The organism is Bacillus mycoides (assembly GCF_018742245.1).
In the GTDB taxonomy this organism is placed as follows: Bacteria; Bacillota; Bacilli; order Bacillales; family Bacillaceae_G; genus Bacillus_A; species Bacillus_A cereus_U.
The window spans coordinates 1,489,158-1,504,535 of the sequence record NZ_CP036132.1 but is presented as its reverse complement, the minus strand read 5'-3'; the positions used below and the strand labels follow the sequence as shown (position 1 = coordinate 1,504,535).

Sequence of the window (15,378 nt, the reverse complement as noted above, 5' to 3'; positions counted from 1 at the left end):
TTAATTTAGCAATCTCTTATAGCGGACCGGAAATACCTTGTTTGCGAATCATGATGAAGTGGAAGGCCATTAAACCTAGAAGTGCTGCTGGTAAGAAGAAGACGTGAATAGCAAAGAAGCGAGTTAATGTTTGAGCGCCAACAATTTCGGAATGACCAGCGAGTAATGTTTTAATATAAGGACCAATGAGCGGCGTTTGCTCTGCGATTTGAATCCCTACTTTCGTAGCAAATAAAGCTTTCATATCCCACGGTAATAAATATCCGGTAAAACCAAGACCTAACATAACAAAGAAAATAAGAACACCAACAATCCAGTTTAACTCACGAGGCTTTTTATACGCACCCTGGAAGAAAACTCTGAGTGTATGTAAAAACATCATTACAATTACGAGACTGGCACCCCAGTGGTGCATACCACGAACAATTTGTCCATACGCAACTTCATTTTGTAAATAGTAAACCGACTCCCAAGCATTTTTAATATCAGGCACATAATACATCGTTAAAAACATTCCAGACAAAATTTGAATTACAGTAACGAAAAAGGTAAGTCCTCCGAAGCAGTAGACGAATGCAGAAAAGTGATGCGCCGGGTTAACATGCTCAGGTACTTCATGATCAGCGATATCACGCCATATCGGTGTAATATCTAAACGTTCGTCCACCCAATCATAAATTTTATTTAGCATCTACTTTGCACCCCCTTTTGGCTTCGCTTTTCCTAAATAAAGTGTTCCATCTTTTACTTTGGATTCGTATACGTCAAGTGGAGCAAGAGGCGGTGTGCCTTTAATGTTCATCCCATCTTTTGTGTAACGTCCCCCGTGACACGGGCAAAAGAATTGATTAGGATGTGCTTTGTCCGAATTCCAGTTCACTGTACAACCTAAATGTTTACACACTGGAGAAAACGCAACAATGTCTCCGCTTTCATCTTTATGCACCCAAGCAGATTTTGGCTCTTCAGACTTGTACCATCCGTCAACCTGCTTCACCTTAAAATCGAAGCGCTTCGGCTCTGTTGTAATATCCTTTACTTGTCCAACAGCAACCATATCTGTTCCCGCTTCTTTTCTTAACACCGGATCAAGCGCAAACCGCGTCATCGGCATTAAAATACCCGCCGCCATAAAGCCTCCTACCCCTGTAAGTGTGTAATTTAAAAACTGTCTTCTTGACACACGATGTTCTTTCTCGCTCACGAAAATTTCCCCCCTCTATCAGAAATTGTCCCCTCGTGAAAAAATTATATAAAAAATAAATACTAGGACACTATCATGATATAATACCCTCTTGTATAGGTCAATATCATACTACTCATAATAATAAGAACTTTCTGTTTATTATTACCTTATCCATCTTTCTTCCAACATTACCATAATATTTTTTATGTGAGCACGAATAACTTCCCTTTTCGCTTGATCACTAAATTGCTCTAATGATAACGATGGAAACCAAAATAAATCACCCTGCAACTCTTGCATATCTTCTTTCCATGAAAAATCACTTGTCACATAGGCAATATGCTTAAAACCTTGCCTTTGCAAATGATCTGTCCATTCTTGCAAACGGTCTTTTTCATTCTTTTGGCTCTCTACCAAATACGTAAATGCGGGCAGTAAAAGCACTCTTCCTTTATACTCCCTTTCCAACTCCATACTCAAAGCCTCAATAAATTCACCTTGCTCTACAACCATTTTCATTTCTTTTGCTGCCGAAATAGACAAAAGGGGGATAATCCCTGTATCTACATACTCCCTCGCTTGCTCAAACTGTTCCACATCTTTTACAATCCATTTCACCTTTTCTCCCCTCCTTCACCATAAATGACAGAACTTTCACTTTATATATATTAAACCATACTAAAAGAGGTAAAAAAAGAAAAACTACCTATTATTAAGTAGTTTTTCTTAAAAAGTCTGAAATTCGTAAAGATTACATAATCAAAATGAATTCTATAAAATTTTCAACTCTGCTGTTAACCTATGAAATGCTTCCTTATCTTGCTTATCCAAAGCTTCATCAATTTGTTTCAAAAGACGCTCTCTTCTAAATGAGAATACACTTTCTTCTAAAAATCGTTCTGCAAGCAATCGATCTTTTTCATTCACTTCAATATGCTTTGGCAAATATGGATTTTCTTCTAATACAGCTACATAGTTTGCATTTTGGAACGATGATTTAAAATTAAGCTGAATATAAATATCCTCATCTCGATTCAAACGAATATCATGAAACGACTTTTCTGCATCTGTTGTCATTACATTTTGTTTAAAAAAGTGAAACGGTGTGTCTTTCACACAATTCGCTGACATTACTAAGCCACGCGGACAATATTTTGCATGTTCTACGAAGTGGACTTTATGCATTAATTGATCGTGACTCATTAAATAATTCAAAATCCATACACATTCACGCTGTTTCAGTTGGTAATTATTCAAAAACCATTTTACAAAATCCTTCTTCTCGTTTACAGAAACAGGGGTATTCATAGCGATTAAGTCCCTCCTCTGTCTTGCTCTTTTCTTTTTAGATTCAAGAAGCGGCATTCAGTTTCCTTCCAACTTACGAAAAATCCTCTAAATTATATAACAATTCTTCAATATGAATTTGTGTCGGGTCTAGTTGTATTAACTGCGTAAATACTTCTTTCGCCTCTTTTCGCATTCCTTCTTCTAATAAGAAATAACCGTACTCTTCCAAGAAATCTGGATGATTCTTAAAAGAAGTATATGCACTTTCATAGTGTTTTAATGCATCCGAATACATTTCTAATTGTTTTTTTGCAAATGCAAGATCCCAAAGTAGTTGTGTATCTGGTTCTCCACTGTCAATTGTACGCTCTACAACTGCAATTAGCTCTTCGTATTTCTCTTGTTCTTTTAAGATATACGCATATTTTAATGTCGCACCTAAATGTCCCGGATCTAGCTCCAGCGCTTTTTGAAGCACTTCTTCTGCCTCCGCTATTTTACCTAATTTCGCCGCAATATTCGCTAATTCTACATAGAAAGGAACAGAAAGCTCATCTACTTTAATTCCTTCTTGAAGTGTTTCATAGCTTTCTTGAAGCATGCCTTCTTTTTCATAGCTTTTCGCTAAATACATGTATAACGATGCGTACTCAGGATCTAATTCTTTTAATTCTTGCCAAGCACCAATTGCTCTTTGATATTCTTCCCCTTGGTATAATGTGAAGGCATATCCAAATAGTGAGTGAATATCTTTTTGCTCTTCTAACCCCGCCTCATAGTAAGAGATTGCCTCTTCCCAGTTTCCAATAGCACTTAAAGTTTCTGCTAGACGAAGCGCAATGACAACACCGCCCATAACTTTATGTTCTGCTAGTAACGATTCATAATAAGTGATCGCCTTTTTCTCTTCACCTTTACTACTATATAATTCTGCTAATCCAAACGTAATAACAGGTTCGTCTGGCATCATTTCTTTTGCCTTTAATAGTTTTTGTTCTGCTACATCATCAAAACCTTGCATTTGGAATAAATCTGCAACAAGTAATAGCGATTGAACATATAGATCATCATTTTCTGGAATATCATGAAGCACTTCAATCGCTTCATCTTCTTTATCTAAATCAATATATAATTCTGCTAAAAATAATGTAAATTCACTTTCTTCTGGATATAACAAGCGTAAATCATCAATAATTGCTAACGCCTCATCCATAAACCCAAGTGTATGATAGTAACGAGCGATATCATACTTCTCTTCATCATTAGCAACTCGTAGTTGTTCTTTTAATAATTGTAATCCTTTTTCTGCTTCACCGTTTTCAATATAAGAAACAGCTTGTTCAAACTTTTGCATAAACGTCTCCTTTAATTCAAAAAATATTCTCTTCTGTTCATTTATCATAAGCAACTAGGTGTAAGAACGCAACCTTTTGAGTGAACTACCTCTTCCTATATTTGCTCTTATAGCGCAGCTAATTGTTCGAAAAATTTCGGATACGATACAGCGACCGCATCACTATTCTCTATTTTCACTTCTCCATCTATAATACACGATGCGATTGCAAGCATCATCCCAATACGATGATCGCCGTGACTATTAACAGTATTTCCTTTTAAACTTTGTTTACCATATATAATCATACCATCTGGTGTAGATTCAATCTTCGCGCCTAATTTGCCTAATTCATCTACAACCGTATCGATACGGTTTGTTTCTTTTACTTTTAACTCCTCAGCGTTTTTAATAACAGTAATTCCTTCTGCCTGCGTTGCCAATAAAGCAATTACAGGAATTTCATCAATTAATCTTGGAATAAGAGTTCCACCAATTTCTATTCCTTTTAGTTTAGATGTTTCAATCGTAATATCTCCGCACGGCTCAAACTCTTCATTTCTAATATGATTGATAGAAATAAGTGCACCCATCTTTGTTAATACATCTAAAATCCCTGTTCTCGTCGGATTTAAACCAACGTTTTCCAATACAAGCTTACTATTTTGGACAATTGCACCAGCTACTAAGAAAAATGCGGCCGAAGAAACATCTCCTGGAACTTCTATGTCTGCACCTTTAAGTTGTTGTCCGCCTTGTAATGAAACGGTACGTCCATTAACATCTACGGTACAACCAAATGCACGTAACATTCTTTCCGTATGATCACGAGATTGCATAGGCTCTGTTACTGTAGTTACGCCTTCCCCTTGCAAACCCGCAAGTAAAACTGCTGACTTCACTTGTGCACTCGCTACTGGTGAATGATAATGCATACCTTTTACCTTACCACCGCGAATAGATAAAGGTGTATATTGTCCGTTTTCTCTACCATCAATTTGAGCATTCATCTTACTAAGCGGGTCTGTAACACGTTTCATAGGACGTTTTCCAATTGATGCATCCCCAATTATCGTACTATGGAACGGCGTATTTGCTAAAATTCCAAGCATCAGACGAATAGTCGTCCCTGAATTTCCCACATCCAATACTTCTTTCGGTTCTTGCAAATTTGCTAATCCTTTACCATAAATCGTGACATCGTTCCCACTCTGTTCAATCTGGACACCTAGTTTTTGAAAACATGCAATTGTACTTAAACAATCTTCTCCTAATAAAAAATTTGATACTTTCGTCGTCCCTTCCGCTATCGCTCCAAACATAACAGAGCGATGTGAAATAGATTTATCTCCTGGAACAACAATTTTCCCATTCAAACTATTTTTTCGTCCTACTAGTTTCAAACTGTATCCTCCTCACATTTTAAATAGTTTATATGTACAATAGTTCTTCTTATACGTCTACTTCTATTGTAACGTTTTCTTTCTTGAACGTGCAAACAACTCCCCTTATTGCAGTTCAAATGAAAAAGGCTCCTGTTACAGGAGCCTTCACCATTTCTTAAGAATACGTTTCTTCTTTCTTCACTTGTTCTTTTACAAGTTCCGTAAGTAATTCAATAATCTCATCATTTTCTTCTTTTAATCCAACAGTAATACGAATACCATCATGCATACCAAATGCTGCACCAGAACGAACGATATATCCTTTTTTCATTAATCGTTCGAAAGCTTCATTACCAGGTATACCGAGTTTCAAGAAAATGAAATTCGTTTGAGATGGATAGTAGAATACGTTATATTCCTTACAAAATGCATAATATTGATTTAATCCTTCGGCATTTTTCTTCACACACTCTTGTAAAAACTGTTGATCCTCTATTGCCGCTAATGCTACCGCTTGGGCGATAGTTGATGTGTTAAATGGTAGTCTTGCTACCTCTAGCTGCCCAATAAGCTTTGCATCCCCAATCGCATATCCAATACGAAAAGCAGCTAATCCATATGCTTTTGAGAATGTGCGTAGCACCATAAGATTTTCGTACTTTTCAAGAAGGGGTAATGTTTGCGGATAATCTTCTGCCCCAGCATATTCATAATATGCTTCGTCCATAATAACGAGCGCTGACTTTGGAACTGATTCTAAAAATGAAAGTAATTTTTGTTTTTCTACATATGTACCTGTCGGATTATTTGGATTACAAATCCATACAATCTTCGTTTTCTCATCTACTTGCTGTAACATTGCATCTAAATTGTGAATACCATTTTCAAGTGGTACTTCCCGAACTTCCGCTCCTTCAATAACAGCATGATGATAATATTGTGAGAACGTAGGATTCGCCATTACAACATTTGTTCCGTTATGTAGCAAAGCGCGACTAATCATTTGAATGACTTCATCTAACCCGCTACCAAATAAAAGTTGTTCCGCTTTTACACTTAAATGCTCTGCTACTTTCTCACGAAGCTCAAAAGCCGCCCCGTCCGGGTAGAGTGCATATTGATTGGCTAACGAAGTTAATGCTTCTGTCACGCGCGCAGAGCAGCCAAACGGATTTTCATTCGATGCTAACTTCACAATTTTTGACAATCCATATTCTCTTTTTACTTCTTCAATATTTTTCCCAGGTACATATGCTCTCAAAGTTAACAATTGCTCTTTTACTCTCACTTTTATTCCCCCAGTCATTGATATGATTTATAATTCCTTACTGTCATCTTTCATCATAACCGTCACCATTACGAGAATACCTTTAAATATGCATTTCATACCTGTTCTACCAACTTTTTTAGACCATATCCTTTTGAAATGCTTCTAACGCAATATGAACAGTCTCATCTGAAATAGATACGACATTCACTCCCCCATATTCCTGCATAAGCACCATATGAATTGTTCCAGCATTTGCTTTTTTATCTTGTTTCATCAACTGAACGAGACGTTCTACATTCAAGTCACTTGGCATTTTTGGATAACCGTATTTCAAGAACCACTGCTTCATTTCTTCATAAGAAAGATCAATTTTGTACACTTGCTCACTTAAAAACATGGCAAATAGCATACCAACCGCTACTCCATCACCGTGAGTAATATTTCCATATCCTAACTCTTTTTCAAGAGCATGTCCTAACGTATGCCCAAAATTTAAATGGGCACGTACACCTTTTTCTGTTTCGTCTTGCGACACAATATTCGCTTTCACAGGAATCGCCTTCGTTAATATATGAATTAACTTTTCATCACGAAGATCCGTTAACGTTTGCACTTCTTCTTTTAACCAATGATATAGCTCTACATCACCAATAAGAGCATGCTTTATCACTTCTGCATAACCTGATCGCCACTCTTTTTCAGGAAGTGAATGTAAAAATGGCGTATGATATACAACAGCTTCTGGCTGATGAAACGCTCCAATCATATTTTTTCCTAGTGGATGGTTAATTGCTACTTTCCCGCCTACTGCGCTATCGTGAGCTAATAAAGTCGTTGGAACTTGGACAAAGCGAATACCACGCATAAACGACGCCGCAACAAATCCAGCCAAATCTCCAATCATTCCGCCTCCAAGTGCGATGATTAAAGAATTTCTATCTAATTTATTTTCAAGAGCCGAAGTGTGAGCCTCATAGAAATTTTCAAAAGACTTCTCTTTTTCGCCACTCGGTACAACAAACGAAAATACTTTTTGCTCTACTTGCAATGCATCAACAACTGTCTGTAAATGCAGTGATGCAACAGCTTCATCAGAAATAATCATTATGTTAGATACAGCAGGATTCATTTTTTGAATAAGCGTTGTTAAATGTAACAACGCCTCCCTTCCAACATGTACATCATATTCTTTTGATTTCGTTTGAATATGTATGTTCTCCATTAAAATCCCCTCGCATATTCATTATGTTTCTCAATATTTTCACGTATAAGATCGATACGATCCAATCCAAATTGTTCAATTAAAACTGTCGCGAGCTCCCAAGCGACAACAGCTTCAGCCACAACGCTAGCTGCCGGTACTGCACAACTATCTGAACGTTCAATACTCGCTGTAAAAGGTTCTTTCGTACCAATATCAATACTTTGAAGCGGTTTATACAATGTCGGTATCGGTTTCATAACACCGCGCACAACAACCGGCATACCAGTTGTCATGCCACCTTCTAATCCACCTGCATTGTTCGTTTTTCTTCTATACCCTTGCACTTCATCCCAAAGGATTTCATCATGTACTTCACTTCCGGGTCTATGTGCTGCTTCAAAACCAATTCCAATTTCAACACCTTTAAAAGCGTTAATACTCATAATTGCCGCTGCTAATTTTGCATCTAATTTTCTATCATAATGTACATAGCTACCTACTCCGATTGGCATTCCTTCTACAACTACTTCAACAATACCGCCGATAGAATCACCATTTGCCTTCGCATCATCAATTGCTTGCATCATCTTTTTACCGGCCTTTTCATCTAAACAACGTACAGGAGATGCTTCTGTAGTACTTTGTAATTCCGCAATAGAGTTATATTTAATATTTTCTACCTGGACACCACCAATCTCGACAACATGTCCCGCTACTTGTATACCTAATTCCGCTAATATTTTTTTTGCAACTGCACCAGCTGCAACACGAACTGTCGTTTCACGTGCGGAAGAACGCTCTAATACATTCCTCATATCTCTATGACCATATTTAATCGCACCATTTAAATCTGCGTGTCCAGGTCTAGGTTTCGTAACTTGCCTTTTCATTTCTTTCTCTTCCTGCTCAGTTAACGGCTCTGCACCCATAACCTTTGTCCAATGTGTAAAATCACGATTTTCAACAACAAGTGCAATCGGGGACCCCATCGTCTTCCCATGCCTAACACCACTTACAATTTGCACTTGGTCTTTCTCAATTTGCATGCGTCTACCGCGTCCATATCCTTTTTGTCTTCTAGCTAATTCTTCATTTATATCATTCGCTACTAAAGATAATCCTGCCGGAACACCTTCTAAAATTGTCGTAAGTTGCGGACCGTGGGATTCACCAGCTGTAATATATCGCATAAGTTATTCCTCTTTTCGCATATGTATTTATCCCGCTACATAAAGTAACTATATTATCTTCCATCACTCTTTAAAATACAAAGAAATTATATAGTAAATCGAGTATTTGCTTTCCCTACTTGTAATTATTCTATTATTTTCATAATAATAGACCTTTTACTTTACATACCAATATATCATAACAGTCCTAACTTCGTAACTGATCGAAATAAAAAAAGTGCAAGAAGAATACCCCTATTCTTCTTGCACTTTTTACTATTATCACAGTTATTAAAGCGTTTACAAATTATTTCAAAATAATTAGTAAATCCATTGATTCATTAATTTTGAGTAGTCTACTAATTCTTCTTCCTTAAAGAAAATAGCAATCTCGCGCTCTGCACTTTCTAAAGAATCCGAACCGTGGATAATGTTTTTCGCAACAGTTACACCGAAATCTCCGCGAATTGTTCCCATATCAGCTTCATGCGGGCGTGTTTTACCCATCATATTGCGTGCTGTATCTACTACATTTTCACCTTGCCATACCATTGCGAATACAGGGCCAGATGTAATAAAGTCTACTAATTCACCAAAGAAAGGTCTTTCTTTATGCTCACCGTAGTGTTGTTCAGCAATTTCCGGAGTAACTTGCATTAATTTTGCACCAACTAATTGAAAGCCCTTTTTCTCAAAACGAGCTACGATTTCCCCAATGAAGGCACGTTGTACACCGTCTGGTTTTACCATTAGAAATGTTTTTTCCATAAAAAATCTCTCCACTTCTGAATTATGTATGTAATTGTATATCCCCACACACATAGTAACACCCTTATCACAATTGTGCAATAGTTTTGAAATAGAGAGATTATTTTATTTTTTAGAAAAATCACTAAAATTTTCGTTTTCCAATATACTTTGCAACATTTTGCAACGCATACTTCGCCTGTCCACGAGGGAGTGGTTTTATTATTTCTAATGCTTTATGTAAATAACGTTCACTAAACGAAAATGCTTTATCAATAGCTTCGCTCACTTTAATATCATCAATAATTTCTTTCATTTCACTTGCTGTTGTATTTTCATGCACAGATGTAATTTTCTGACGAAGAACTGGATCTTCCATGGCATACAAAACAGGTAATGTAATGTTACCTTGTAATAAATCACCACCAGCAGGCTTTCCAAGCTTCTCTTCTGTCGATACGAAATCTAAAATATCATCAATAATTTGATAAGACATACCAACAAAATATCCATACCAAAATAGACGATTTACAGTATCACGATTAGCACCAGCAGCAATCGCTCCCAACTGACAACTCGCGGCGATTAACAATGCTGTTTTTCGTTTTATCCTTCTTAAATACGTTCTTAAATTTTGATCATAGTTATACTTATCTTTAATTTGTTCGATTTCACCTTTACAAACTTCTAAAATTGTATGAGACAACGCTTGATGCGCATCTGGAATTTCTATATTTGTTATACATTCAAGAGACTTCGCAAACAAGTAGTCTCCTGTATACATTGCAATACGATCTCCCCATTTCGCATTCACTGTTGCGCTACCGCGTCGTAAAAACGCAGCATCAATGACATCATCGTGAACAAGCGAAGCCATATGAATAAGTTCTAATGCAACCGCAACATGCTTAATTGCATCTAACTTATAATCCCCAAATTTCCCTGCAAGCAAAACAAAAACAGGGCGAATCCGCTTCCCACCTGCTTCAATAAGCTGTAATGCCGCTTCTTCTACTAACGGCTGCTCAGAAGCAACTGTCTTCTTCAATTCTTTTTCTATAACATTAATATCCGATCGTAAAAAAGAGTACATAAGTTGTAACTTCATATTGTTCACCTTAACCTAAAACGTCTTTTTTCTTTTTTCTATTTTGATTCTGGTTTAATACCTAAATGCATAGCTGCTACACCAAAAGTAAATGGTTTCACTTGCACATTCTTAAGCCCAGCTTCTTCAAACATATTTGCTAACTCTTTCATCCCTGGGAATGTACTAGCAGATTCCTGAAGCCATGAATATTCTTTATAACTTTTCGCAAACATCTTTCCAAATAACGGCATGATATATTTAAAGTATAAGACATATCCTTGACGAAAACCTATCATCGTTGGTTGGGATGTTTCCAGGCAAATTACTTTTCCACCAGGCTTTACTACACGCGTCATTTCTTTTAATACTTGCATGTAATCCGGAACGTTACGTAACCCAAAACCAATCGTTACATAATCAAATGTATTATCTTCATAAGGAAGTTCCATTGCATTTCCATGCATAAGTTCTACTTGCTTTAATTCTAAAGCTTCTACCTTTTGTTTACCGACAGCTAGCATATTTTCGCTAAAGTCTAAACCGTAAACCTTCCCATCTTCCCCTACAGCTCCCGCTAGTGCAATTGTCCAATCTGCCGTCCCGCAGCATACATCAAGTGCCTTACTCCCAGGTTTCACATCCATAATTCGCATCGTTTCTTTACGCCATGCCTTATGCCTTTGAAAACTAATTACAGAATTCATCACATCGTATTTATCAGAAATTTTCTCAAATACGTCATGTACTCTTTCTTCTTTTGATTGTTGCATGCTCGTACCTTCTTCCAATGTAAAGTTGCTTATGTCCTTGATTTATCTCTTAACATAGAAATTATCTCATTAACTTCTGTATGATTCTCTAAAAAATTTTCTTCCTGCTTTCTCATTTCCATAAGCCATTCATTAATAACTGTTTCTAGATTTTTATCGTCATCCAATGAGATTTTTTGGACCGCTTGAAAAACAGGTGAATTTTGTTTATCCGCATACAATTGACACTCTTTTTGAAGACGATTTTTTCCTAACACATAAGTTATATATGGTTTCCAATTAGATAAATGAAAATGATCACATGTTTTTTGCAAAAGCGCAGATTCAATTATTACTACACTTTCCATTATGTCTTGAATCGCCACATGTGCTTTTTGATATAGCATAATTTTATGTTCATTAATCTCCTTAATTCCTTCAGCAAGTGCACGAATTAAGATAATATCACAATTCATTGACAATAAGTAATAGTATAGACCACTATAATAATCCCCTGCAAGAACTGTCAATTGACGACGCTTATGGAATCCACTCGTCTCTTCGTTTGCTTTATTTGATACTTTTTCATGTGTATCAAGAGCAATTTGTACAAGCATAATCGTTACTACATAATGATCAATTTGTTCTTTATGTATATTTGCACTTTTTAATGCACCGTATAACAGCGCTATTTTTTCTTCATCAATAAATGGTTCTTCAATATAGTTTATAAAATAAGGATGGCGTAATTTCTCCATCAATTTCTCTTTAATACCCGCATACCCTCCGTAGATGTCACACACAAAAAATCACCCTTGTTTTCTAATTCATAAAATTTATTATAACACATACATTCTATTTTCTATAATCAAAACTTGGCTACTTCTGCCAAACTGCCCCCGAATAAAGCCTCACCTTTCATTCATACGAGTTATCTTCGTCTCTAACAACTACAAACATTCATTTCCACAAAAGGCAGAAGTAATTTTCACCCTTTATATTCTTGCTCTTTAACACTAAAACTATATCATTTTTTTGTATATAAAAAAAAGAAAAGCAGTTTCCCGCTTTTCTTTACTTCGTCTTAATAAACGATAAAATTTCACTACGTGCTGCTGCATCATTTTCTAACACGCCGCGCACCGCAGTCGTTATTGTTTTCGCACCAGGCTTTTTCACACCACGCATCGTCATACACATATGCTCTGCTTCTACTACTACCATTACACCATGCGGCTCTAGTACTTCCATAATAGAGTTAGCTACTGTTGATGTAATTCGTTCCTGTAGTTGCGGACGACGCGCAATTGTGTCTACAGTACGGGCTAATTTACTTAGCCCTGTTACTTTTCCACCTTGCGGAATATATGCAACGTGAGCAACTCCATAAAACGGAACAAGATGATGCTCACACATCGAATAGAATGGTATATCTTTTACTAATACAAGCTCTTCGTGGTCTTCTCCAAATACTTTGTGTAAATGCTCTTTCGGATCCTCATGCATCCCTGAGAATACTTCTGCGTACATTTTCGCAACACGTTTCGGTGTATCAAGTACTCCCTCGCGATTTGGGTCATCTCCGATTGCCTCTAAAATAAGACGTACTGCATGTTCAATTTGTTCTAAATTAACTTTTGCCATCCGCTAGCCCTCCCGAAAAACCTAAAAGTGATACGAACACATTCTAGCATATTTATGTTTTTAAAAGCAAAAAGAAGAGTTTCCAAAAAGGAAACTCTTCTTCCCTGTTAATATGTAAGGATTATTTAACCGCATCTTTTAACGCTTTACCAGGTTTGAATGCAGGTACTTTACTTGCAGCGATTTCAATCTCCTCACCTGTTTGTGGGTTACGACCTTTACGAGCCGCACGCTCACGAACTTCGAAGTTACCGAATCCGATTAGTTGTACTTTATCACCTTGTTTTAAAGCTTCTAAGATAGAATCAAAAACAGCGTCCACTGCTTTTGTTGCGTCCTTTTTAGAAAGGGAACTTGCTTCTGCAACAGCATTGATTAAATCTGTCTTGTTCATGCCATTCACCTCCTCCCAAAGATAAGACTGTATAATGATCATAAAATGAGTCTTACTTTCATTTGTAGGCAATTTTTGCAAATTCTATACTACAAAGATGTAGATAAATCATTATCAACGCCTATATTATACGATTCTCCTTTATAATTCAATATTTTTAAGGAAATTGTTACTCTTAAAATGTGAATTTCTGATGAAACTTGACAATTTACAACAAAATATTAGATAATGACTGTTTATTTTTCTATTACGAACTCAAAAAGAAAAAAATCCCTCTGCAATTAGAGGGATTTTTTTCTTATAATATAATCGCAATTAATCCGCCAGATCCTTCATTAATAATTCTTTCTAGCGTTTCTTTTAACTTATAACGAGCGTTTTCTGGCATTAGTGATAACTTCGCTTGAATTCCTTCTCTAACAATAGAGCTAAGAGAGCGCCCAAATATATCAGAATTCCAAATTGATAGCGGGTCATCTTCAAAATCTTGCATCAAGTAACGAACTAGTTCTTCACTTTGTTTTTCAGTACCGATAATCGGTTCAAATGTTGATTCTACATCCACTTTAATCATATGAATAGACGGCGCAACCGCTTTTAATTTAACACCGAACCTTGAACCGTGACGAATAATTTCCGGTTCATCTAAGCTCATATCAGCTAATGCAGGCGCTGCTACTCCATATCCGGTTTGTTTTACCATCCGCAGGGCATCCGCCACTTGGTCATACTCTGTTTTCGCATGAGATAAATCGAGCATAAGCTTCAATAAATGATCTTTCCCTCGAATCTCTACTCCTACTACTTCTTTTAAAATTTGATCATACAATTCATCTGGCGCATATAAATCAATCTCTGCCACACCTTGCCCCATATCAATGCCAGCTAGACTTGCTCGATCAATAAATTCATATTGACTAAACTGCCAAACGACACGGTCCACATCACGAAGACGTTTTATATCCTTTACAGTCTCTTGAACCGCTTCCTGATAACTTTGGCGTAACCAATGTCCTTCATTTAGCACCATTACCCAGCTCGGAAGGTTTACATTCACTTCTAAAACCGGGAACTCGAATAACGCTTCTCGAAGTACGTTATACACATCTGTTTCTCTTAAACTCTCTACACTCATCGCAATTACTGGGATATCATATTCTTCTGATAAACTTTGACGTAACTGCTCCGTATCTGGATGATATGGCTGTACAGTATTGATAATCATAATGAAAGGCTTTCCTACTTCTTTTAACTCATTTACAACGCGTTCTTCTGCCTCTATATAATCTCTTCTTGGAATTTCACCAATTGTTCCATCTGTTGTAATAACGACACCTATTGTTGAATGCTCTTGAATTACTTTACGTGTTCCGATTTCTGCAGCTTCATGGAATGGAATAGGCTCTTCATACCAAGGAGTATTAATCATGCGCGGACCATTCTCATCTTCATAGCCTTTTGCTCCTGGAACCGTATATCCAACACAATCTACTAATCGAATATTCACTTCAAGACCTTCATCTACTTCGATAGAAACCGCTTGGTTTGGAACAAACTTCGGTTCCGTCGTCATTATTGTACGACCAGCAGCACTTTGAGGCAGTTCATCCTGCGCTCTTTGACGGTCTGACTCATTTTCAATATTGGGAATAACAACAAGTTCCATAAATTTTTTAATAAATGTTGATTTCCCTGTTCGAACAGCTCCTACAACTCCAAAATAAATATCACCGCCTGTGCGTTCCGCAATATCTTTAAAAATATCTACCTTTTCCAAGTGATTCCCTCCCTCAATATTTTTGGGAATAATTCCACGTTTATAGTCAACTAATACCTTCTCTAACGTTGCCTATAATATCTGATATAATATAATGGTATTCTAGAAGTTCGGACAATATATCATATAATTTTGTCCAA

At 36.7% G+C, this 15,378-nt stretch carries 16 protein-coding genes; all 16 read right to left on the bottom strand.

The window, feature by feature from the left end; all coding sequences use genetic code 11:
* Positions 1-16: 16 nt before the first annotated feature.
* Complete coding sequence (qcrB, locus tag EXW56_RS07680; RefSeq protein ID WP_000932700.1) at positions 17-691, bottom strand: menaquinol-cytochrome c reductase cytochrome b subunit; 675 nt, start codon at positions 689-691, stop codon at positions 17-19.
* Complete coding sequence (gene qcrA / locus EXW56_RS07675; RefSeq protein ID WP_002158584.1) at positions 692-1,204, bottom strand: menaquinol-cytochrome c reductase iron-sulfur subunit; 513 nt, start codon at positions 1,202-1,204, stop codon at positions 692-694.
* 144 nt (positions 1,205-1,348) lie between these two features.
* Positions 1,349-1,804: a YpiF family protein gene (locus tag EXW56_RS07670; RefSeq protein WP_002158585.1), complete on the bottom strand. Its 456-nt coding sequence runs from the start codon at positions 1,802-1,804 to the stop codon at positions 1,349-1,351.
* 153 nt (positions 1,805-1,957) lie between these two features.
* The gene (locus EXW56_RS07665) at positions 1,958-2,494 is read right to left on the bottom strand and encodes a ReoY family proteolytic degradation factor (RefSeq protein WP_002086615.1); all 537 of its coding nucleotides are present in this window, start codon (positions 2,492-2,494) and stop codon (positions 1,958-1,960) included.
* 73 nt (positions 2,495-2,567) lie between these two features.
* Positions 2,568-3,830 (bottom strand): tetratricopeptide repeat protein, encoded by a 1,263-nt coding sequence (locus EXW56_RS07660; protein ID WP_002202607.1) that lies wholly within the window; start codon positions 3,828-3,830, stop codon positions 2,568-2,570.
* 107 nt (positions 3,831-3,937) lie between these two features.
* Positions 3,938-5,212, bottom strand: coding sequence for a 3-phosphoshikimate 1-carboxyvinyltransferase (gene aroA, locus EXW56_RS07655; RefSeq protein ID WP_002201132.1), 1,275 nt, complete (start codon positions 5,210-5,212; stop codon positions 3,938-3,940).
* A gap of 157 nt (positions 5,213-5,369) precedes the next feature.
* Complete coding sequence (hisC, locus tag EXW56_RS07650) at positions 5,370-6,482, bottom strand: histidinol-phosphate transaminase (protein ID WP_002201133.1); 1,113 nt, start codon at positions 6,480-6,482, stop codon at positions 5,370-5,372.
* A 118-nt stretch (positions 6,483-6,600) separates the two neighbouring features.
* On the bottom strand, positions 6,601-7,686 hold the full coding sequence (gene aroB / locus EXW56_RS07645) for a 3-dehydroquinate synthase (protein ID WP_002158589.1): 1,086 nt from the start codon (positions 7,684-7,686) through the stop codon (positions 6,601-6,603).
* The gene (aroC, locus tag EXW56_RS07640; RefSeq protein ID WP_215597339.1) at positions 7,686-8,858 is read right to left on the bottom strand and encodes a chorismate synthase; all 1,173 of its coding nucleotides are present in this window, start codon (positions 8,856-8,858) and stop codon (positions 7,686-7,688) included. The genes aroB and aroC overlap by 1 nt, the downstream gene beginning before the upstream one ends.
* Positions 8,859-9,158: 300 nt before the next feature.
* Complete coding sequence (gene ndk, locus EXW56_RS07635; protein WP_002064527.1) at positions 9,159-9,605, bottom strand: nucleoside-diphosphate kinase; 447 nt, start codon at positions 9,603-9,605, stop codon at positions 9,159-9,161.
* A 124-nt stretch (positions 9,606-9,729) separates the two neighbouring features.
* The gene (gene hepT / locus EXW56_RS07630) at positions 9,730-10,692 is read right to left on the bottom strand and encodes a heptaprenyl diphosphate synthase component II (protein WP_002201136.1); all 963 of its coding nucleotides are present in this window, start codon (positions 10,690-10,692) and stop codon (positions 9,730-9,732) included.
* 38 nt (positions 10,693-10,730) lie between these two features.
* Positions 10,731-11,444: a 2-heptaprenyl-1,4-naphthoquinone methyltransferase gene (gene menG / locus EXW56_RS07625; protein WP_002158591.1), complete on the bottom strand. Its 714-nt coding sequence runs from the start codon at positions 11,442-11,444 to the stop codon at positions 10,731-10,733.
* 29 nt (positions 11,445-11,473) lie between these two features.
* A complete protein-coding gene (locus EXW56_RS07620) occupies positions 11,474-12,226 on the bottom strand; it encodes a heptaprenyl diphosphate synthase component 1 (RefSeq protein ID WP_002117667.1) in 753 nt (250 codons plus the stop codon).
* Positions 12,227-12,497: 271 nt separating this feature from the next.
* Positions 12,498-13,067, bottom strand: a complete 570-nt coding sequence (gene folE / locus EXW56_RS07615) for a GTP cyclohydrolase I FolE (protein WP_001151479.1) — start codon at positions 13,065-13,067, stop codon at positions 12,498-12,500.
* 121 nt (positions 13,068-13,188) lie between these two features.
* Positions 13,189-13,461, bottom strand: a complete 273-nt coding sequence (locus tag EXW56_RS07610) for an HU family DNA-binding protein (RefSeq protein WP_001043860.1) — start codon at positions 13,459-13,461, stop codon at positions 13,189-13,191.
* Positions 13,462-13,759: 298 nt separating this feature from the next.
* Positions 13,760-15,238, bottom strand: coding sequence for a stage IV sporulation protein A (gene spoIVA / locus EXW56_RS07605; protein ID WP_000416521.1), 1,479 nt, complete (start codon positions 15,236-15,238; stop codon positions 13,760-13,762).
* Between the last annotated feature and the right edge of the window lie 140 nt (positions 15,239-15,378).